The organism is Lutibacter sp. Hel_I_33_5, from assembly GCF_007827455.1.
Taxonomy (GTDB): domain Bacteria; phylum Bacteroidota; class Bacteroidia; order Flavobacteriales; family Flavobacteriaceae; genus Polaribacter.
In genome coordinates this window covers 2,342,876-2,363,214 of sequence record NZ_VISM01000001.1, presented here as the reverse complement: position 1 = coordinate 2,363,214, position 20,339 = coordinate 2,342,876, and the positions used below count along the sequence as shown (strand labels likewise).

General features: G+C 29.4%; 18 protein-coding genes. 9 read left to right on the top strand and 9 right to left on the bottom strand.

From position 1 onward, the window contains the following. Window positions 1-142: 142 nt before the first annotated feature. Genes OD91_RS10425 through OD91_RS10395 form a run of 7 tightly spaced genes read left to right on the top strand, consistent with a single transcriptional unit; the run spans window position 143 to window position 8,223 of the window. Window positions 143-1,486 carry an NAD(P)/FAD-dependent oxidoreductase gene (locus OD91_RS10425; RefSeq protein WP_144896327.1) on the top strand — a complete coding sequence of 448 codons (1,344 nt, stop codon included), beginning with the start codon at window positions 143-145 and terminating at the stop codon, window positions 1,484-1,486. 4 nt (window positions 1,487-1,490) lie between these two features. Continuing rightward, the gene (locus OD91_RS10420; RefSeq protein ID WP_144896326.1) at window positions 1,491-3,071 is read left to right on the top strand and encodes a 4Fe-4S binding protein; all 1,581 of its coding nucleotides are present in this window, start codon (window positions 1,491-1,493) and stop codon (window positions 3,069-3,071) included. Then, entirely contained in the window at window positions 3,061-3,537 is a 477-nt protein-coding gene (locus OD91_RS10415; RefSeq protein WP_144896325.1) for a toxin-antitoxin system YwqK family antitoxin, read from the top strand. Before OD91_RS10420 ends, OD91_RS10415 begins: the two co-directional genes overlap by 11 nt. After that, window positions 3,538-4,236, top strand: a complete 699-nt coding sequence (locus OD91_RS10410) for a glycosyltransferase family 2 protein (protein WP_144896324.1) — start codon at window positions 3,538-3,540, stop codon at window positions 4,234-4,236. Continuing rightward, window positions 4,233-5,726, top strand: a complete 1,494-nt coding sequence (locus OD91_RS10405; protein WP_305067612.1) for a cellulose synthase family protein — start codon at window positions 4,233-4,235, stop codon at window positions 5,724-5,726. The genes OD91_RS10410 and OD91_RS10405 overlap by 4 nt, the downstream gene beginning before the upstream one ends. Further along, entirely contained in the window at window positions 5,726-7,156 is a 1,431-nt protein-coding gene (locus OD91_RS10400) for a mannosyltransferase (protein ID WP_144896323.1), read from the top strand. Before OD91_RS10405 ends, OD91_RS10400 begins: the two co-directional genes overlap by 1 nt. A gap of 53 nt (window positions 7,157-7,209) precedes the next feature. Continuing rightward, on the top strand, window positions 7,210-8,223 hold the full coding sequence (locus OD91_RS10395) for a LacI family DNA-binding transcriptional regulator (protein ID WP_144896322.1): 1,014 nt from the start codon (window positions 7,210-7,212) through the stop codon (window positions 8,221-8,223). A 4-nt stretch (window positions 8,224-8,227) separates the two neighbouring features. Here OD91_RS10395 and OD91_RS10390 read toward each other — a convergent pair whose 3' ends face one another. Together OD91_RS10390 and OD91_RS10385 are read right to left on the bottom strand one after the other, a co-directional pair. Then, window positions 8,228-9,187, bottom strand: a complete 960-nt coding sequence (locus OD91_RS10390) for a carbon-nitrogen hydrolase family protein (RefSeq protein ID WP_144896321.1) — start codon at window positions 9,185-9,187, stop codon at window positions 8,228-8,230. Window positions 9,188-9,190: 3 nt separating this feature from the next. Continuing rightward, window positions 9,191-9,982, bottom strand: coding sequence for a DUF2797 domain-containing protein (locus OD91_RS10385; RefSeq protein WP_144896320.1), 792 nt, complete (start codon window positions 9,980-9,982; stop codon window positions 9,191-9,193). A 47-nt stretch (window positions 9,983-10,029) separates the two neighbouring features. Between OD91_RS10385 and OD91_RS10380 the strand changes: the two genes are divergently transcribed. Together OD91_RS10380 and OD91_RS10375 are read left to right on the top strand one after the other, a co-directional pair. Then, window positions 10,030-11,538, top strand: coding sequence for a GH3 auxin-responsive promoter family protein (locus tag OD91_RS10380; RefSeq protein WP_144896319.1), 1,509 nt, complete (start codon window positions 10,030-10,032; stop codon window positions 11,536-11,538). A 2-nt stretch (window positions 11,539-11,540) separates the two neighbouring features. After that, complete coding sequence (locus OD91_RS10375) at window positions 11,541-11,768, top strand: hypothetical protein (protein ID WP_144896318.1); 228 nt, start codon at window positions 11,541-11,543, stop codon at window positions 11,766-11,768. A gap of 119 nt (window positions 11,769-11,887) precedes the next feature. Here OD91_RS10375 and OD91_RS10370 read toward each other — a convergent pair whose 3' ends face one another. The 7 genes from OD91_RS10370 to OD91_RS10340 form a co-directional block, all read right to left on the bottom strand. Further along, window positions 11,888-13,765, bottom strand: a complete 1,878-nt coding sequence (locus OD91_RS10370; RefSeq protein WP_144896317.1) for a hypothetical protein — start codon at window positions 13,763-13,765, stop codon at window positions 11,888-11,890. Between the two features lie 47 nt (window positions 13,766-13,812). Then, window positions 13,813-14,790 (bottom strand): polyprenyl synthetase family protein, encoded by a 978-nt coding sequence (locus OD91_RS10365; RefSeq protein ID WP_144896316.1) that lies wholly within the window; start codon window positions 14,788-14,790, stop codon window positions 13,813-13,815. 53 nt (window positions 14,791-14,843) lie between these two features. Next, the gene (locus tag OD91_RS10360) at window positions 14,844-16,064 is read right to left on the bottom strand and encodes an NAD(P)/FAD-dependent oxidoreductase (RefSeq protein WP_144896315.1); all 1,221 of its coding nucleotides are present in this window, start codon (window positions 16,062-16,064) and stop codon (window positions 14,844-14,846) included. A 12-nt stretch (window positions 16,065-16,076) separates the two neighbouring features. Then, the gene (locus OD91_RS10355) at window positions 16,077-16,841 is read right to left on the bottom strand and encodes a hypothetical protein (RefSeq protein WP_144896314.1); all 765 of its coding nucleotides are present in this window, start codon (window positions 16,839-16,841) and stop codon (window positions 16,077-16,079) included. Continuing rightward, the gene (gene rlmN / locus OD91_RS10350) at window positions 16,842-17,882 is read right to left on the bottom strand and encodes a 23S rRNA (adenine(2503)-C(2))-methyltransferase RlmN (protein ID WP_144896313.1); all 1,041 of its coding nucleotides are present in this window, start codon (window positions 17,880-17,882) and stop codon (window positions 16,842-16,844) included. It lies immediately after the preceding gene. 72 nt (window positions 17,883-17,954) lie between these two features. Further along, window positions 17,955-19,004, bottom strand: a complete 1,050-nt coding sequence (queA, locus tag OD91_RS10345) for a tRNA preQ1(34) S-adenosylmethionine ribosyltransferase-isomerase QueA (protein ID WP_144896312.1) — start codon at window positions 19,002-19,004, stop codon at window positions 17,955-17,957. 72 nt (window positions 19,005-19,076) lie between these two features. Beyond that, window positions 19,077-20,306, bottom strand: coding sequence for a 3-phosphoshikimate 1-carboxyvinyltransferase (locus tag OD91_RS10340; protein WP_144896311.1), 1,230 nt, complete (start codon window positions 20,304-20,306; stop codon window positions 19,077-19,079). Between the last annotated feature and the right edge of the window lie 33 nt (window positions 20,307-20,339).

Genomic DNA, 20,339 nt, shown 5'->3' with positions numbered 1-20,339 from the left:
ATTTTAATACTCCATAAGTCACAAACAAATATAATTACTTACAAAATGCTAAACTCATTTTTTATTTATAACAAATCTAAATTAAAGTTAAATATTAAGTTCTTAACTTTAGCTTCGACTTAAAAGCTATCAAACTAAAACTATGGAACATATTGCAATAATAGGTAATGGAATCTCAGGAATTACCGCTGCAAGACATATTAGAAAGAATTCTGATAAAAAAATCACTGTGATTTCTGCAGAATCAAAGTACTTTTTTTCTAGAACAGCCTTAATGTACGTTTATATGGGGCATATGAAATTTGAACATACACAACCTTATGAAGATTGGTTTTGGCAAAAAAACAATATAGAACTCAAACAAGGATTTGTAGATAACATTAATACTAATGACAAGATTTTAAACTTTTCTAACGGCACTAATTTAACGTATGATAAATTAATTATTGCTACAGGATCTAAACCAAATAAATTTGGTTGGCCAGGGCAAGATTTAGATGGCGTTATGGGTATGTACCACAAACAAGATTTAGAAAAACTAGAAAAATTTGCACCAGATAATAAAGAGTGTAAAAGAGCAGTAATAGTTGGTGGTGGTTTAATTGGGATAGAACTTGCTGAAATGTTGCATAGTAGAAATATTCCCGTAACATTTTTAGTAAGAGAAGATAGTTTTTGGAATGGTGTTTTACCAGAACAAGAATCTAACATGATAAATAAAGAGATATTAGACAATCATATTGATTTACGTTTAGGCGTTAATTTAAAAGAAATAAAATCTGACGATCTCGGAAGAGTAAAATCAATTGTAATAGCTGAAACTGGTGAAGAAATTTTTTGCGATGTTGTTGGATTAACAGCCGGTGTTTCTCCTAACGTTAGTTTTTTAAAAGAAAGTGAAATTAATACAAATAGAGGTGTTTTAGTCAATCGTTTTTTGGAAACAAATATTGATGGAATTTATGCTATTGGTGATTGTGCAGAACAACATGAAGCTATTGGAGAGCGTAGAAATATTGAAGCAGTTTGGTATACCGGAAGAATGATGGGAGAAACTGTTGCACAAACCATTTGCAATAAAAAAACAGAATATAAACCAGGTCATTGGTTTAATTCTGCCAAATTTATGGATATAGAATACCAAACTTATGGTTGGGTTTGGGCAAAATCAAAAGAAAACGAAGCACGTTTTTATTGGGAACATGAAGATGGAAAAAAGTGTATTCATATTAATTATGATAAAAAAACACACCAATTTATTGGGATAAATACATTCGGAATTAGAATGCGTCATGAGTTTTTTGATAAAATTCTTACCCAAAAAAAATCGGTAGAATATGTGTTAGAACATTTAGCTGATGCAAATTTTGACCCAGAATTTTACAAACTTCATGAACCAGAAATTGTGGATAAATTCAATAAAGAAAACAATACAAACATCAACTTAAAAAAGAAAAGTTGGAAAAGAATTTTTAGTAAAGCATAAACTTATGAAAGCAATAAAAAATATAGGGTTATTTATTTTCTTGGTAGGTTTAATCTTCTTTACCTCTCTCCTTTTTACTGGTAAATTTAAAGTAACTTCAGGACAATTTGAATCTACAGTAAAAAGTAAAAATATAAAAAGCGAATGGTTTATTAATTCGCTTAAAATGAAAGTAGTTGATAAGGAATTCGATAGTCAATTTGAACTTTCTTCAAAGATTGTGGAAGCAATCGAAGCATCAAATACGGTACATAAAAAAAATAATGAATGGGATAAGGTAATTTGGGATAAACCACATAGTTTATCATACGATTTATTAAAACCTGCGGGAATTGGTAAAATAATAACAAACAAAGGTTGGTATTGGTTCTTAACTTTTGGTTTAGGAATTATTGGCGCACTAATGTTCATCATTCCTGATGTAATATTACTTGGAAACCCAGGGATAAAAAACAACGGAATTTATCATCATGCAGCAACCAATAAAGGTTGGATAAGTATGCTTGCTTTTGTTTATTTGGTAGGATTTTATATCCTCTTATATTTTTATCCAGATTTTATTGTTAATTGGACATATGTATTAGATCCAATAAGTCAGAGTTTAAGTGGTAATTTAGCAAGTCAATGGTTTTTATACGGATTTTTATATTGCACTGTTATGACTGTAATGGCAGTAAGAATGTATATAAAATATCGTCATAATGCCTATCAAATTGTAAGAACAACATCTGTATTATTTTTTCAAGTAGCATTTGCTTTTATCATTCCTGAAATATTAGTTCGATTTAATAAACCTTATTTCGACTTTAAAAATGCATTTCCCTTAGATTACGATTTTTTCTTCGATTGGAATATTAATAGTTTAATTGCCAACGGAAATCTTGGTATTTTCATGTTGGTTTGGGGAATCGTTTTAACGCTAGTTATTGTACCTGTAATGGTCTACTTTTATGGTAAAAGATGGTATTGTTCTTGGGTGTGTGGTTGTGGTGGTTTAGCAGAAACTTTAGGAGACCCGTATAGACAGCATTCTAGTAAAAAATTAGTTGCTTGGAAAATTGAACGTTGGTTAATTCATGGAGTTTTAGTATTTGCTTTATTAATGACTGCCGCTACATTGTATACTTATTTTTCTGGTACTGATATGATTTTAGGAATCAAAACTTATGATTTACAATTTTATTATGGATTCTTAATTGGATCTGTATTTTCAGGCGTAATTGGTACTGGTTTTTACCCAATAATGGGAAATAGAGTTTGGTGTAGATTTGGCTGTCCTTTAGCAGCTTATATGGGATTAGTGCAACGTTTTAAATCTCGATTTAGGATTACCACAAATGGAGGGCAATGTATTTCTTGCGGAAACTGTTCTACATACTGTGAACAAGGAATTGATGTAAGAGCTTACGCACAAAAAGGAGAAAACATTGTTCGATCTAGTTGTGTTGGATGTGGTGTTTGTTCTGCAGTGTGCCCTCGTGGGGTTTTAAAATTAGAAAACGGCCCAGAAGATGGACGTATAAATCCAACGGAAATTTTATTAGGTAATGATGTTGATTTAATGGAGCTAGTTAATGAAAAGTAAATTTTCAATTCTTATTTTTCTAATTTGTTTTTCACTTTTTTCACAAAAAAAATATAAAAAAACATATTTTAAAAATGGTAACGTAAAAGAAGAAGGTTGGGTAGAAAACAATAATAAAGTTGCTTATTGGAAATTTTATCATAAAAATGGTAGCTTAAAAAAAGAAGGCCATTTTAAAAACAACATAGAAACTAATTATTGGTACTTTTACAAAAAAAACTCTACAAAAGAAAAAGAGGGACATTACAAAAAAGGTAAACAACAAAATTGGTGGTTATTTTATGATGAAAGTGGTTTTGTTAATCATAAATGTCAATTAAAAAATAATCAAAAAAATGGCTATTGTTTATTATACAAAAAGCAGAAATTGATTAAAGCTTTAAAATTCAAAAACGGTAAAAAAGTAAAAGAGTGGACTAATTTCTCATCTTTTAAAAACGAGAATAATTTGAAGGATTTAAATTAAATGAAATCAATAATAAAGGTTATTATTCCTGCTTATAATGAGCAAGATTCTATTGCAAATGTTATTAATGATATTCCCTCAATTGTTGATGAAATTATAGTTATCAGTAATAATTCTACCGATAAAACAGAAGAAAATGCCCAAAATGCTGGTGCAACAGTTTTATCCGAAAATAGAAAAGGATACGGATATGCGTGTCTAAAAGGAATGGATTATATAGCGCGAAATGACTCCTCTCAGCATCCAGATATTATCGTTTTTTTAGATGGTGATTATTCAGATTATCCAGAGCAATTAACAGAACTAGTAAGTCCTATCATAAAAAAAGACATTGATTTTGTTATTGGTTCGCGTGTTAAACGACTACGTGAAAGTAATTCTATGACACCTCAACAAGTTTTTGGAAATTGGTTAGCAACTTTTTTAATGAAACTTTTTTTTGGAGCTAAGTTTACAGATTTAGGTCCTTTTAGAGCGATTAAATACAACAAACTTATTGCTCTAAACATGGAAGACAAAACCTATGGATGGACAGTAGAAATGCAGTTAAAAGTTTTAAAACAAAAAATGACTTATAAAGAAATACCTGTAAAATACAGAAATAGAATTGGCGTTTCTAAAGTTTCTGGAACCGTAAAAGGAACTATATTTGCAGGAATAAAAATTTTAAGTTGGATTTTTAAATATAGTTTCAAATGATTGTTATCGATTACGTTATTATAACTATATATACTATTGCATTAGTATTAATTCTAATGTATGCTATTGCTCAATTAAATTTACTTTTCAACTATTTAAAAGCAAGTAAAAAAGTTGACAGTTCTCCTAAACTTGACTTCAATAACGCAAAAGAAATTCCTTTTGTAACCATTCAACTTCCCGTTTATAACGAGTTGTATGTTATGGAGCGTTTATTGGATAATATTGCATTATTAAAATACCCGAAAGAGAAATTAGAGATTCAGGTTCTAGATGATTCTACAGACGAATCTATTTTATCCACAGAAAAACACATAAAAAGGTTAAAAGAAACTGGTTTAGATATTGTACATATCCGAAGACAAAACCGAGAAGGCTTTAAGGCTGGTGCTTTAAAAGAAGGTTTAAAAATTGCAAAAGGTGAATTTATTGCCATTTTTGATGCTGATTTCTTACCAAAACCATGTTGGTTAGAAAAAACTGTCCCTTATTTTAAAGATTCAGAAATTGGAGTTGTTCAAACACGTTGGGGACATATCAACAGAAATTATTCTACACTTACAAAAATTCAAGCTTTTGCTTTGGATGCCCATTTTACTTTAGAACAAGTTGGCAGAAATAGTAAAGGGCATTTCATCAACTTTAATGGAACCGCTGGGGTTTGGCGTAAAGAATGTATTTACGATGCTGGAAATTGGGAAGGAGATACTTTAACTGAAGATTTAGATTTAAGTTATAGAGCACAATTAAAAAAGTGGAAATTTAAATACTTAGAAAAAGTAGAAACACCAGCTGAATTACCTGTAGTGATAAGTGCTGCAAGATCTCAACAATTCAGATGGAATAAAGGAGGCGCAGAGAATTTTCAAAAAATGTTAAAGAGAATTCTGACCAGTAAAACCATGTCTTTTAAAACTAAGATTCACGGACTTTTACATTTATTAAACAGCTCTATGTTTACTTGCATTTTTATTGTAGCAGTTTTAAGTATACCTATGCTCTATATAAAAAACGAATATGAACACTTAAAAATGTACTTTATTGTGATGAGCTTTTTTGTAATCAGCACAATCATTTTCTTTGTTTGTTATTGGTTTATGTATAAGAATAGTTATGGTGGTGGTTTTTTAAATTTTATAAAATATATTGGTGCTTTCTTTTCTTTTTTCTCTATTGCAATGGGCTTTTCCTTACACAATACAATAGCAGTTTTGGAAGGTCATTTTGGTAAAAAAAGTGAATTTGTAAGAACACCAAAATTCAATATTAAAAATCTAAAGGATGGCTGGAAAAACAATATATATATTCGTAAAAAAGTCTCTCCACATGTAATTCTTGAAGGTTTATTAGCGTTGTATTTTGCATTCGGAATGTACAGTGCATTTATAGTTGGCAAACAAGGTGGAGACTTTGGTTTATTCCCTTTTCATTTGATGCTTTTTGCTGGGTTTGGTTACGTCTTTTTTAAATCTATCTTTTCTAAAGCTTAATGATTTTTTTTAAAAAATATAAAGATGTTCTTTTAATACTTTTAAGCTCCGTTTTATATTTTTTTGTAGCGTATTTCTTAGACAGAACTAATTTCTACCAGTTACTTTTTTTATGGTTTTCACTGTTTTTTTGTTTTTACTTTTTAATAAAGAATAAAAAAATTGACGTTTCAACTCTAATAGGTTTAACCATTTTATTTCGGTTAATATTTTTGTTTTCTATCCCAAACCTATCACAAGATTTTTATAGATTTATATGGGATGGAAGAATGATTTTTGAAGGATTTAATCCCTATTTAAGTTTACCACAAACTTTTATAGAGCAACAAAAGTATCCAATTGATGAAGCCATTAATTTATACAATGGTATGGGAGAGTCCAACGGAAGTCATTACACCAATTACCCACCAATAAATCAACTATGTTTTTTAATTGCTGCAATTATTGGCAGTAAAAGTATTTTTGCTTCAGTAATTACTATGAGGTTATTAATTATTCTAGCCGATATTGGTATTTTATATTATGGTTCTAAATTGTTAGAAAAGCTACAATTAAATCCAAGAAATATATTTTGGTATGCGCTCAATCCATTTATTATTATTGAACTAACAGGTAATTTACATTTTGAACCTGTTATGTTGTTCTTTTTAATATTGAGTTTATACAAATTACATCAACAAAAATGGATATGGGCTGCGATATTTTTAGGATGCTCCGTTTCTATAAAACTGATTCCATTGTTATTTTTACCGTTGTTTTATCAATGGTTTGTTAAGAGAAACGTCATTGCGAATGAAATGAAGCAATCTCTTTTTAATAATGAGATTATTTCGTCGGAAACTCTTCACAATGACAATCTAAAATTTTCATTTAATGGCTTAATAAAACTATTCACTTTTTATCTTATCATTTTAACTACAATACTAATTTTATTCCTTCCTTTTTATTCATCAGAATTTATTAATAACTATGCTAACTCTGTAAGTCTATGGTTTAGAAATTTTGAATTCAATGCTAGTTTTTATTATGTATTTAGGGAAATTGGATATCTATTTAGAGGCTATAATGAAATTGCTATTATTGGTAAAATAGCGCCAATACTCACTATCCTTTTTTTATTAATTATTACTTTTTTCAGAAAAAACACTTCAACTAAACAATTAATAACCGCACTATTATTTGGATTATCTTTTTACTACTTTACAACCACAACAATGCATCCTTGGTATTTAGCTACCTTAATTATTTTATCTATTTTCACAAAATATCGTTTTCCAATAATTTGGAGTTTAGTTATTATTTTTAGTTACCAAGCATACGCCAATAATCCTTGGAAAGAAAACCTTTGGTTTGTTCTTTTAGAATACATTTTTGTTTATGGATTCCTAATTTGGGAGCTTAAAAAGCAAAAATTAATAAAAAGTTCATAACAATTTGCAATATTGATTATTGATTTTTTATATTTTTCGTATTTTAGCATCTCATGAAAAAACTTACAATTAAAGACATAGCAGAAAAATTTAATGTATCTATATCTACGGTTTCTAAAGCTTTGAATGATAGTTATGAAATCAGTCAAAACACAAAAGATAAGATTCAGAAATATGCAAAGGAGAATAACTACAAACCAAACTTTAATGCATTAAGTTTAAAAAACAGAAGTACAAAAACTATTGGAATTATCATTCCAACCATGTTAAATTACTTTTTTGCTCAAGTTTTTAAAGGAATTGAAAAAACGGCCAACAAACGTGGTTATAAAATAATCACTTGTATCTCTAACGAATCATATAAAAAAGAGGTAGAAACTATTGAAATGCTTTCTAATGGAAGTATTGATGGTTTTATTATGTCTATGGCTAAAGAAACTGAATTAAAACAAGATTTTAATCACCTAAGCCAAACGATTAAAGAAGGAACACCTATAGTTATGTTTGATAGAGTTGCCGAATCTATTGACTGTGATAAAGTAATCACAAATGACTTTAATAGCGCAACTGATACCGTTAAATTTTTAGCAAAATCTGGCCATAAAAATATTGCCTTTGTTTCTACCATGAGTAATTTAATTATTGGTAAGAAACGTTTCTTAGGATATAAAGAAGGATTAGAAAAATCTGGTTTGGAATTTAAACAAGATTTAGTGATTAATATTTTTGAGAAGGATTATAAAAAATACGAAACTGTTTTAACACCTTTTTTCAAAGAAAATAATATTGATGCTGTTATAACTACTGGAGAATCTGCAGCAATTGCATCTATGAAATCAGCTTTAAAAAATGGAACTAACATTCCAAAAGATTTGGCTGTTATTGCTTTTTCTAATGGTATTTTAGCTAGACATTCAAGTCCAAAACTGACTACTATTAGTCAGCATGGAGAAATTATGGGAGAAAATGCTGCTGAAATTTTAATTGACAGATTAGAGAAGAAAATTACAGATACTATTACGAAGGTTATTAAAACAGATATCGTAATTAGAGATTCTACTAAGTAATAAATTACGCTTCATCTTTAAAAGAAACTGTACTTTGCCTTTCTCTATTTACATGTAATTTGGTTACATCTGGTCTAGAATAATGACCTACACAATCAAAATTTTGACGCTCTTCCAAAACTCTATTAAAATCTAAGGTTTCAATAATTAAACCTTCTTTATTAATTACAGGTTCAACCAACCACTCACCATCTGGTGAAGCAATACACGAGCCTCCATTCGCTAAAGTTTCTGGTGATTTTTCTAGTATTTTTTCTATATGAGGAGTGTTTGCTGGAAAGTCTGATTTTTGCATTAAACTAGAAACTGAAATCACAAAAGAGCGAGATTCTCTTGCAATAAAACGTGTAATATCTTTTGTATTATGATCGCTTCCAGGCCAAACAGCAATGTGTAAATCCTCTCCTAAACCATATAAGGCTGTTCTTGGTAAAGGCATCCAATTTTCCCAACAATTTAAACCTCCAACGGTAAATTCTTTTAATGGATGTACTTGTAAACCATTTCCATCTCCAGGTGCCCAAGTTAATCGTTCATCATAGGTAGGTTGCAATTTCCTATGCACAGATTTTATTTCTCCTTCTGCATTTATATATACCAAAGAAGCATAAATACTGTGTCCACCTCTATTTTGGGCACGCTCCATAATCCCTAAATAAATAGCAATATTATTTTCTTTAACTAATTTACAAATGGAATCTAATTCACCTTTTTCTATCGTTATAGAATTACGAACATAATGAGCATGAATCTCTTTTTGAATTTTAGAATCCCATACTGCTCCATTGGTTAAGGCAATCCAAAAAGGGTATCCTGGTAATAATGCTTCTCCAAAAACAATAAGTTCACAATTTTCTTTTGCAGCGTCTAAAATTGATTTTTCAATTTTTTTAATTGTTTTCTCTTTATTTAACCAAATTGGAGAAATTTGTGCAAGTGCTACTTTTAATAGATTATTTTTCATTCCTTAAACGTTAATCGAAACCACCAATCCTTCATTAGCTCTCACATTAAAAACAGTTTCGTCTTCAAAGATTAAATACTGTCCTTTAACACCCACTAACTTTCCAGAATAGCTAGGCGTTTTAATAAGGTTCAAACTCTTTGGTTTTTCTGGATATTTATGCACTGGAAAATTTATACTAGTTTCTGTATTATTCTCTATTAGATATTGTTTTGCTTCTTCAGGAATGTATTCTTTTAATTTATCTCTCCACTCTACCAAACTTTCATCTTCAATATCATTCTTAAGCATCTTACGCCAATTGGTTTTGTCTGCGACATGCTCTTTTAATGCAACTTCTGTAATCCCTGCTAAATAACGATTAGGAACCTCAACAATTTCAATTGCTTCATGAGCTCCTTGATCTATCCAACGTGTTGGAACTTGTTGTTTTCTTGTAACACCAACTTTTACATTGCTCGAATTTGCCAAATACACAATATGAGGCTGTAATTGCACTTTTTGTTCATAGGCTAAATCACGATCTTCAATCCCTAAATGCGCTTTACTTAATTCTGGTCTCATAATCCAATCACCAGCATTTGGTGTTTCAAAAAAGCATGATTTACAAAATCCTTGACGGTAAATTTGTTTCTCTAAATGACAGTTTAAACACTCGTATTTAACAAACGAAATGGTAATCTCTTTATTTAATAACTGATTAACATTTAGAAAATCAGAGTTCATATCTAGGTAGTACTGAATTTCGTCTAAATATTCAGTTGGCATTTTTTTTAAGACACCTTGGTATTCCATCAAAAAGAATTTATTATTTTTAGCTTCTAACAAACTTACTAAATTCTATGGCGTTTCCGTTTATTAATTCTATCATTTCTTGGTTTTTAAAGAAACGAAAGCACCAAATAGAGTTGTTTTTAAAATATCCTATGGATGTACAAGAAGAACTCTTATTAAAACTATTAAATAGTGCAAAAAATACTGAATTTGGTACAAACTGTAATTTTTCATCCATAGAAAGTTATAAAGAATTTGCTAAAAATGTTCCTATTCAACAATATGAAAGTATAGAACCTTTAATAGAGCGTTGTAGAAAAGGAGAACAAAATCTTTTTTGGGCAAGTGATATAAGATGGTTTGCAAAATCTAGCGGAACAACTAACGCAAAAAGTAAATTTATTCCTGTAAGTGATGAAGCGCTAGAATACTGCCATATGAAAGCTGGAAAGGACATGTTGTGCCTGTATATAAACAACAATGAAGAAACCAAAATGTTTACAGGTAAAGGCTTAAAATTAGGCGGTAGCACAACTATTTACGAAGATAATAATTCGTATTTCGGAGATTTATCTGCAATCATAACAGAGAACTTACCTTTTTGGGCAGACTTTAGTTCTGCTCCCAGTCAAGAAGTTTCATTAATGGCGGAATGGGAAACCAAAATGGAAGCCATTATTAATGAAACTATCAATGAAAATATTACCAGTTTAGTTGGTGTTCCTTCTTGGATGTTGGTACTATTAAATCGTGTTTTAGAAAAAACTGGAAAAGACAATATTCTAGAAGTTTGGCCAAATTTGGAAGTCTATTTTCATGGCGGCGTAAATTTTAACCCCTATAGAAAACAATACAAAAAACTAATTCCTAAAAAAGATTTTAAATACTATGAAACTTATAATGCATCGGAAGGTTTCTTTGCGTTACAAGACAGAAATAATTCTAAAGAATTACTGCTAATGTTAGATTACGGTATCTTTTATGAGTTTATTCCGATGGATGAATATGATGGAGAAAACTCGGAAGCAATTCCCTTATCAGAAGTGAAAAAAGATATTAACTATGCTATTTTAATTACAACCAATGGTGGATTGTGGCGTTATTTAATTGGTGATACTGTAAAATTCACAGATCTAAATCCGTATCGAATAAAAATTACTGGACGAACAAAACATCATATTAATGTTTTTGGAGAAGAGTTAATTATAGAAAATGCTGAAGAAGGTTTACGATTAGCCTGTGAAAAAACGAATGCTACTATTTCTGATTATACGGTTGGACCAATTTTTATGGAAGATAAAAAAAGTGGTAGTCATGAGTGGATTATTGAATTCAATCAAGCTCCTGAAAATTTAGATTATTTTATTGAATTATTAGACAATGCTTTAAAATCTATCAATTCTGATTATGAAGCAAAGCGATATAATAACATGACGTTGGCTTTACCTAAAATTCATCAAGCAAGAAAAGGATTGTTTTACGATTGGTTAAAACAAAAAAATAAATTAGGCGGACAACATAAGGTACCCAGATTATCGAACTCTAGAGCTTTTGTAGAAGAACTTTTAAAATTATAATTATGAATTCCTTCTTCGATCAAAATGCTTCTTTATTATTAGAAAATCCTGAGCTTTCAGAAGCTTTTAAAAGGGTTATGAGTTTTGAGAAACACCTTGAACTTGCAATTTTACAACAGACAGTTAAAATTTGCAATCATATAAATATTATAACTTCTGGTATTGCACGTGTTTTTTATAACAAAGTAGACAAAGACATTGTCGTCATTTTGCTACTGAAAAAGAAATAGTTACAGCAATTAACATTTTTATTCAACCTAAAAAAGGTGAAAATAATATTGAGGTTTTATGGCTTTTAAAAAAAATCTTATCGAGTAAAGTGCTGTGCTAAGATTGAAAATTTAGGATATTAATTTTTACAGTTTTCACAATATGTCTTTCTTAAATATTCATTTTCTAATAACTGAAAAGTCACACCTTTTTCTAATGAGGAATTAAACAATTTACAGAACCTTTCTTTGTTCATGTTAATTGCATTTAGCATGATAGTTCTATAATTTTGAGATGCCACATTATATTTATTAGTTATTGTTAAGTTTAAATAATAAAATAATAAATTTTCATCTATTGTTATCATTCTTACTTTGTCATCTAATAAGTCGGTTGCATCATCTATATTAGAGTAATAAGTTAAAAACTGGGCTAAACTTAAATAATCATAATTAGAAAAATTGAAATTTTCATAAGAATCAATTATAAACTCTACAGAATCATCTTTCTCATCATACTTTCCAGCTTTCATATTTTTTTCAGCTTTTACAATATGAAAATTCACTAACATCCTGTCTATTAAATTTTGCTTAATTCCGTGTTTTTTCAGTAGGTTAATTTCTTTTTCGAAATCTTCCTCATTAATTCCTTCCCAATTATTTCTCCAAATAATAAATTTTACAACAACTAAATTATATTTGATTCTTTTATTTTTTGAATCTAATTTTTCTAGTTTTTTCAATTCATCAAAAACAATTTTTGAATAGCTTAAATTTAATAAGTATTTAAAAATGCTGTTTTTATTTAAAACAGGAATAAACTTTATTTGTTTTGGAACAATTAACCGCCTTAATTTATTAGGTGATTTTTCTTCTCTTAATTTCATGAAAATAGAATTTTGAATTACTAAAGCTTCTTCAATATTATCCTCTTTTACCAGTTTATTAAATTTAGAAATCAGATTACCAGTAGTCATTTCTCCGTATTTATTTTTCTTTTCTAGTTCAAGAATAATAACTGCTTTTCTATGATTTTTTAAAAACATTTCTAATTCTTTAGAAACAACTCCAATAACTTTATGTTTAATTTGTTTTTTATTGAGTTTTTTAAAATCCTTATATTTACCTTTAGATATATCATTTAAAAATTCTACCCAGTTTTCTGAAGAAGATATATTTGTAACTATATCGGGCTTTTGAAAAGATTTTAATGATTTCGCGATAGTATGTGCTCTTTGTTTTTGTAATTCTAAATTTCTTTCCAAGCTACCTTCTATTGAAGAATATGCTTTGATATTAATTTTTTTAATATTAAAATCCGTCAATCTTAAAGAATCATATAAAGGTTTGATATCTTCTGGAATATATTCTGATTTATTTTTTTGAAAAGGGATTATAAATTTTAGCTTCTTATACTTTGTAATGAATTTATCTTTCACTGTTCTTATTTCCTTAGATTTATAAGTAAGTGAATCTAAATAAACACCCATATCTAGTAATTCCCAAGGGTATGATTCTAAATTATAAATCTTCTGTTGTCTACAAAGTACTTTATTATTTAAAAATAAAATATTAAACTCTAATTCTTCATGTTTTAAATTTTGAGGTATTGCACCTACTAAAGTTCTAAATCCACCTCCTCTTGAAGGTTTAAAACCTCTTACTAATTGCTTTGCATAAACTGGTTTTAAAATAGTGCCTTTAATTTGAGATTTTCCCATATCTATACCACAATTATAACTAGATTTCGACACTATATCTATGGCAATACCATCTCCAGTATTTTTAAATAAATGAATTGCCCAAGATTTATTTGTAACTTCAAAGTACAGTTTCTCATTTTCCATTACAATAGAATAGCGTATCTCTTTAGGTGAATTTAAAAAGTAATTATTAAAATAATTACATCTACTGTCTTGAGATGGATTTTGAGAAAAAATAATATCTAAAGTTTTCTGTGCTTTTGTTTGAGGCAAATAAAAAAAAAGAAAAACAACAAAAAAAGTAATTTTTTTCATAATGTTAGTTTAAACAAAATTTATAATAAAATCAAAAATGTATAAAATTAAATCTTCCTTTCCACAACATATTCAATCATTTTAAGTAATGATGATTTATAATCAGATTCTGGGAAATTTTCTAAAATAGCCAAAGCTCTATTTTTATAGTCGTGCATTTTAGTTGTGGTGTATTCTATACCGCCACTTTCTTTAACAAATTCAATGACTTCTTTAACACGTTTTTTATCTTTATTATATTTCTTAATAGAGTTAATGAGCCATGCTTTTTCTTTTCGAGTAACATTGTTTAAGGTATAGATTAAAGGCAACGTCATTTTTTGTTCTTTAATATCTATTCCTGTAGGTTTTCCAATTTTTTCGTCCGAATAATCGAATAAATCATCTTTAATTTGAAAAGCGATGCCAATATATTCTCCAAATTTTCTCATTTGTTGAATTACATCTTGATTTGCACCAACAGAAGCCGCTCCAATACCACAACATGCTGCAATTAAAGTGGCGGTTTTCTGACGAATAATATCAAAATAAATATCTTCTGTTATGTCTAATTTTCTAGCTTTTTCTATTTGCAATAACTCGCCTTCACTCATTTCACGTACTGCAATAGAAATCAGTTTTAATAAATCAAAATCTTCATTATCTATGGATAATAATAAACCTTTAGACAATAAAAAATCACCTACTAAAACCGCAATTTTGTTTTTCCATAACGCATTTATGGAGAAAAAACCTCTACGTCTATTACTTTCATCAACAACATCATCATGTACTAAGGTTGCTGTATGAATTAATTCTACAATAGAAGCTCCACGATATGTTCGTTCATCAAAACCACCATCAGAAACCATCTTTGCGACTAAAAAAACAAACATCGGTCGCATTTGTTTTCCTTTTCTTCTAACGATATAATACGTGATTCTATTTAAAAGTGGAACTTTAGAAAGCATTGAATCTTTGAACTTTTGTTCAAAGAGTTCCATTTCATTTTTGATTGGAAATTTTATTTGCTCTACTGCTTTCATTTATAAATCAAAAGTAGAAAAATTTATTTTCTTACTAGCTTGTATATACTTACTTAGGACTTTGAAAAAAGTTTCTTTAATTTCAACTTCGCAGTCATCATGTATAACAATACTATTTTATGAAATATTTTTCCAGGTTTAAACTCAAATAAAGAATCTATTAATACCTGCATATTAGTGATTGAATGGTACATTCCGATTCTTTCTTCAATTTTTGAGTCTGAATATTTTAGGTATAATTTTCTTGCAGAAAGCTCACTTAATCTCCAAGAGATTCTGTGTTTAGAACGCCATTTCTTTTTGTACTTATCAAATTCATCTTTTCCTTCAGATAAATAAGTATCAATATACTTTGAAGCTACTGTAGCACTTCTCATGGCATAACGAATTCCTTCTCCTCCTTTCGGGTTAATTGCAGAAATTGCATCACCGATTGCTACAACTTTGTTTTTATAAAAAGTGTCATTTATACCTGGACTATATCTAATAATCCCACCATGAATATCTAATAATTCATATTCTTTTAATTCTAAGAACTCTTCAATTACTCTTAACGTATCTTCTTTTATGCTAATATTCGCCTGATTTTCATCTTCAACAAATATTTTTCCCGCACCAACTTTCAAGATATTAGATTCCATAGGAAAAATCCAACCATAACCGTTTTTCGCCCATTTATGTCCAAGAAAAAATACTAGTTTATCTGCACAACTATTATAGGTTTTATCATCAACCTTAATTAAATATTCAATTCCAGTTCCAATTGAAAGTTCTGGTTCTTCATTTTTATCATCATAGATTACTTTTCTTACAGGTCCAGTACCATCTATCAATAATTTTGCTTTAAAAGATATTTTTTCTTTGGTTTTAGAATTCTGAAAATGAGCAATTACAGCATCTCCATCATACTCTTTTTTATAATATTTATATCCTAATAATAATTCTGCACCATTGTTTACTGCTTCATCTGCTAAAAACTGCCTAAGTCTACCAAAATCGAGTACTACCCCTTCTCTTTTATTGCTTTTCCATGCATAATTCTTTTTAGAACATTGAATATCTATCCCTTTCCAATAAGAACCTACAACAGTATCTGGCAAGTCAAATTCTTTTAATGGGGCTAAAGTCATTCCAGCACTAGAAAAATTATTATCCTCAAAACTATTGTGCTTTTCTACAAGTAACACTTTATGTCCTTTTTTTGATAATATTCTTGCACACTGACCGCCAGAAGGACCGCCACCAACAATAATTACATCAAACTTTTTAATCATTGTACTAACTTTTTACGAAGTAATCAACTCTTTTTCTTGACGTATTTTTCGAATATTTTTCATTCTACTCCACGCAACTTTATGTCTTAATTTATAGAAATATAGACATCCTAAATCTAAACCAAAATAGAAAAAACTAATTCCCGAAGGCGGATTTCCACTTGGAATAAAACTAACTTTTCCAAACCAAGTTGTTGGCCACCACCAACATCCATAGCTAGTCCCAATTAATTCTAAAATGGCTATTGCTAGATACATTCCTAAGTAAAAAAGACGCTCTCTGGGCTTCTTATAAACAATATAAAATATGATAACCGTAAGCGAAAAACCTAATACATCATTTTTAAAAAGTAAAAAATAAGTGGCAAATAATCCGTTAATGCTATATAACGCGAGTTCTAAATTCTTTCGATTGATAATGACCTTTGGTTGTCTTACAAAATAAAACACACCCAAATACATAATGGCATGTCCTGGTGGAACATAATGTGGAACATTTTCTAATCTATAGGTGTACATTCCAAATCCAAGACAAAAAAGGTATTCGCCAATAATGGCTATTAAAACAGCATAAATTATTTGTTCTCTTGTTCTTTTAGTCGCTTTCCAATACAAATACACTAATACTGAAGTCAATATTATTGTAGCAATATTTTGACCGTTTGCATACTGCGGAATAAAATATTTACTATCTAAAAATAAGCCAGCAGCAATAAAAAGTTCCAGTAAACCTAATGTTTTAAAGATTTGAAAGAATAAGGTCTTTTTAATATTCATTTACGACTTATTTGCTAATTGACCACATGCGGCATCTATGTCTTTTCCTCTACTTCTTCTAACATTTACTGTAATATCGTGCATTTCTAAATTAGAAATATAATTATTAATTGCCGACGAACTTGCTTGCTGAAACTGACCATCATCAATCGGGTTATATTCAATCAAATTGACTTTACAAGGTACATATTTACAAAAATCGACTAGCGCTTTTATGTCTTCTTTTCGATCATTAATTCCATTCCAAACAACATACTCATAAGTAATTGCTCGCTTAGTTTTTTCATACCAATAGACTAAGGATTCTTTTAAATCTTTTAACGGGAAATTCGTATTAAAAGGCATAATTGAAGTTCGTACTTCTTCAATTGCAGAATGTAAAGAAACTGCTAAATTGAATCGTACTTCTTCATCTGCCATTTTCTTAATCATTTTTGGAACGCCAGATGTTGATACTGTAATTCTTTTTGGAGACATCCCTAAACCTTCTGGAGAGGTTATTTTTTCAATTGATTTTAAAACATTATTGTAGTTCATTAATGGTTCTCCCATTCCCATAAAAACAATATTTGTTAATTTATGATTGTGATATAACCTACTCTGTTTATCAATTGCAACCACTTGATCGTAAATTTCATCTGGGTTTAGATTACGCATTCTTTTTAATCGTGCCGTAGCACAAAATTTACAATCTAAACTACAACCAACTTGACTAGAAACACATGCTGTTGTTCTTTTTTCTGTAGGAATTAACACCGATTCTACAATTAAACCGTCGTGTAATCTAATTCCGTTTTTTATAGTTCCATCCTTACTTTTCTGCATGGAATCTACCTCAATATGATTAATCACAAAGTTGTTTTCTAACATTTCTCTTGTCTCTTTAGAAATATTAGTCATTTCTTCAAATGTATGTAAAGACTTACTCCAAAGCCATTCATATACTTGATTTCCACGAAAAGCTTTATCGCCATTATCTACAAAAAAATCACGTAATTGGTCTTTAGTTAATGCGCGAATGTCTTTTTTTTGAGGTTTCATATTTGGTAAAAATAAACAAAACCTCACAAGAAAATCTCATGAGGTTTTGGGAATTTATATAATTTTTGAAATTTATATAATTAACATCGCATCTCCATACGTATGAAATTTATATTTTTCTTTTATTGCTACTTGATAAGCTTCCATTACAAAATCATAACCTCCAAAAGCTGCTGCTTGCATTAATAAGGTAGATTTAGGCGTATGGAAATTAGTAATCATACTATTTGCAATACTAAACTCAAAAGGAGGAAAAATAAATTTATTGGTCCATCCTTCAAAAGAATTTAAACGCTGACTAGCAGAAACACAAGATTCTACAGTACGCATAACAGTAGTACCTACAGCACAAATTCTTTTTTTAGTTTCTATCGCATTATTTATCATATCTGCACTTGTTTCTGGAATCCTAATTTGTTCAGAATCCATTTTATGCTTCGATAAATCTTCAACCTCCACTGGACTGAACGTACCTAATCCAACATGTAATGTTGTTTCTGCAAAATCAATTCCTTTAATCTCTAAACGCTTTAACAAATGCTTAGAAAAGTGTAACCCTGCTGTAGGTGCAGCAACTGCTCCTTCATGTTTTGCAAATATTGTTTGGTAACGTTCTTCGTCTGAAGCTTCAACGTCTCTCTTAATTAATTTGGGTAGAGGAGTTTCTCCTAATTCTAGTAACTTTTTACGAAACTCATCATAAGGCCCGTCATAAAGAAAACGTAAGGTTCTTCCTCTTGAAGTAGTGTTATCAATAACTTCAGCAACTAAACTATCATCTTCTCCAAAAAATAATTTATTTCCAATTCTTATTTTTCTTGCAGGATCTACTAATACGTCCCACAATCTATTTTCAGCATTTAATTCACGTAATAAAAACACTTCAATTCTTGCTCCAGTTTTCTCTTTGTTACCAAACATACGTGCAGGAAAAACCTTTGTATTATTTAGTATCATCACATCACCTTCATTAAAATAATTGATCACATCTTTAAACAGTTTATGTTCAATTTTTTGAGTATCTCTATGCAAAACCATTAACCTAGATTCGTCTCTGTGTTCTGCTGGATATTCTGCCATTAATTCTTCTGGCAATTCAAAATGAAAATTTGATAATTTCATGAAATAGTTTTTATTAATGGCGGCAAATATACGATTTGAGAATAGGCGTTGTCAAGTGTTTTGCCAGTTATTTTACACTTCTTGAGTAGTGATGCCTATTTTATGCATATCTGACCAAAAATCTGTGTATGATTTTGTTACCACCTCTGCATTTAAAATAGTTAATGAAGTTTTTAATGCTAAAGGCACAAAAGCCATTGCCATTCTATGATCGTTATAGGTTTTTACAGACACACCCGATAAAATTTTATCCGATATTTTTAAATGCAAACTCTCATTAGTAACAGAAATTTTTGCGCCAAACTTTGTTAGTTCTTCTTTAAGAGCTTCTAATCGATCTGTTTCTTTAATTTTTAAAGTATGCAACCCTGTTAAATCGCAAGCAACTCCTAGAGCAAAACAAGTAACTGCTATTGTTTGTGCAATATCTGGGGCATTTTTCAAATTGATTTCTAAGGTATCCTTGTTGGTCTCTTTTACCTTCTTAATTGTGATTGAATTATCACCAAAAGTAGTTTCAATTCCGAAATGCTGATAAATTTCAGCTAAACAAGAATCACCTTGTAAACTATCTTTTTTGTAAGCAGTTAATTGCACTTCCGAACCAAGCTCGCACAAAGCAATAATTCCGTAAAAATAAGAAGCTGAGCTCCAATCAGATTCAACAATAACCGTTTGTTTTTGAATATTTTTTAAAGGTAAAACGTTAATAATATTTCCCTCAAAACTAGTAGAGATCCCTAGCTGATTCAATAAACTTAACGTCATCTTTATATAAGGGACAGAAGTTATCTTACCAATCAACTCTATTTCTAATCCGTTTTCTAACTTTGAAGCTATTAATAACAAAGAAGAAATATATTGACTACTTACATTTCCGTTAATCTTAACGCTACCTTTTGTGAGTTTTGTTCCTTTAATTCTAATAGGTGGATATCCAACTTTAGCTTCATAAGAAATATCTGCACCTAAATCTTTTAAGGCGTTAACCAAAACTTCTATCGGTCTATCTTGCATTCTTTCGGAACCTGTTAACACAGTCTCTCTTCCTTCATTTACTGCAAAATAAGATGTTAAAAAACGCATTGCTGTACCTGCATGTCCAATATCCACCAATTCTTCTTTGGTAGAAAGTGCATGTTGCATATGAACAGCATCATCTGAATTAGACAAATTTTCTATAGTGAATTCTGAAAACAACTTCTGTAAAATCAACAATCTATTTGATTCACTTTTAGAACCAGAAATAGTGATCTCTGAATTTATTTTATTATTTTTTAAATGTTCTAGTAGTAAATCCATAGCCTAAATAATCAATAAAAATTCTTAAATTAG

Bases quoted from the DNA above. Each gene is read 5' to 3' on its own strand.
- OD91_RS10425 (WP_144896327.1), top strand. From the start codon at position 143: ATGGAACATATTGCAATAATAGGTAATGGAATCTCAGGAATTACCGCT.
- OD91_RS10420 (WP_144896326.1), top strand. From the start codon at position 1,491: ATGAAAGCAATAAAAAATATAGGGTTATTTATTTTCTTGGTAGGTTTA.
- OD91_RS10415 (WP_144896325.1), top strand. From the start codon at position 3,061: ATGAAAAGTAAATTTTCAATTCTTATTTTTCTAATTTGTTTTTCACTT.
- OD91_RS10410 (WP_144896324.1), top strand. From the start codon at position 3,538: ATGAAATCAATAATAAAGGTTATTATTCCTGCTTATAATGAGCAAGAT.
- OD91_RS10405 (WP_305067612.1), top strand. From the start codon at position 4,233: ATGATTGTTATCGATTACGTTATTATAACTATATATACTATTGCATTA.
- OD91_RS10400 (WP_144896323.1), top strand. From the start codon at position 5,726: ATGATTTTTTTTAAAAAATATAAAGATGTTCTTTTAATACTTTTAAGC.
- OD91_RS10395 (WP_144896322.1), top strand. From the start codon at position 7,210: ATGAAAAAACTTACAATTAAAGACATAGCAGAAAAATTTAATGTATCT.
- OD91_RS10390 (WP_144896321.1), bottom strand. From the start codon at position 9,187: ATGAAAAATAATCTATTAAAAGTAGCACTTGCACAAATTTCTCCAATT.
- OD91_RS10385 (WP_144896320.1), bottom strand. From the start codon at position 9,982: ATGGAATACCAAGGTGTCTTAAAAAAAATGCCAACTGAATATTTAGAC.
- OD91_RS10380 (WP_144896319.1), top strand. From the start codon at position 10,030: ATGGCGTTTCCGTTTATTAATTCTATCATTTCTTGGTTTTTAAAGAAA.
- OD91_RS10375 (WP_144896318.1), top strand. From the start codon at position 11,541: ATGAATTCCTTCTTCGATCAAAATGCTTCTTTATTATTAGAAAATCCT.
- OD91_RS10370 (WP_144896317.1), bottom strand. From the start codon at position 13,765: ATGAAAAAAATTACTTTTTTTGTTGTTTTTCTTTTTTTTTATTTGCCT.
- OD91_RS10365 (WP_144896316.1), bottom strand. From the start codon at position 14,790: ATGAAAGCAGTAGAGCAAATAAAATTTCCAATCAAAAATGAAATGGAA.
- OD91_RS10360 (WP_144896315.1), bottom strand. From the start codon at position 16,064: ATGATTAAAAAGTTTGATGTAATTATTGTTGGTGGCGGTCCTTCTGGC.
- OD91_RS10355 (WP_144896314.1), bottom strand. From the start codon at position 16,841: ATGAATATTAAAAAGACCTTATTCTTTCAAATCTTTAAAACATTAGGT.
- rlmN (WP_144896313.1), bottom strand. From the start codon at position 17,882: ATGAAACCTCAAAAAAAAGACATTCGCGCATTAACTAAAGACCAATTA.
- queA (WP_144896312.1), bottom strand. From the start codon at position 19,004: ATGAAATTATCAAATTTTCATTTTGAATTGCCAGAAGAATTAATGGCA.
- OD91_RS10340 (WP_144896311.1), bottom strand. From the start codon at position 20,306: ATGGATTTACTACTAGAACATTTAAAAAATAATAAAATAAATTCAGAG.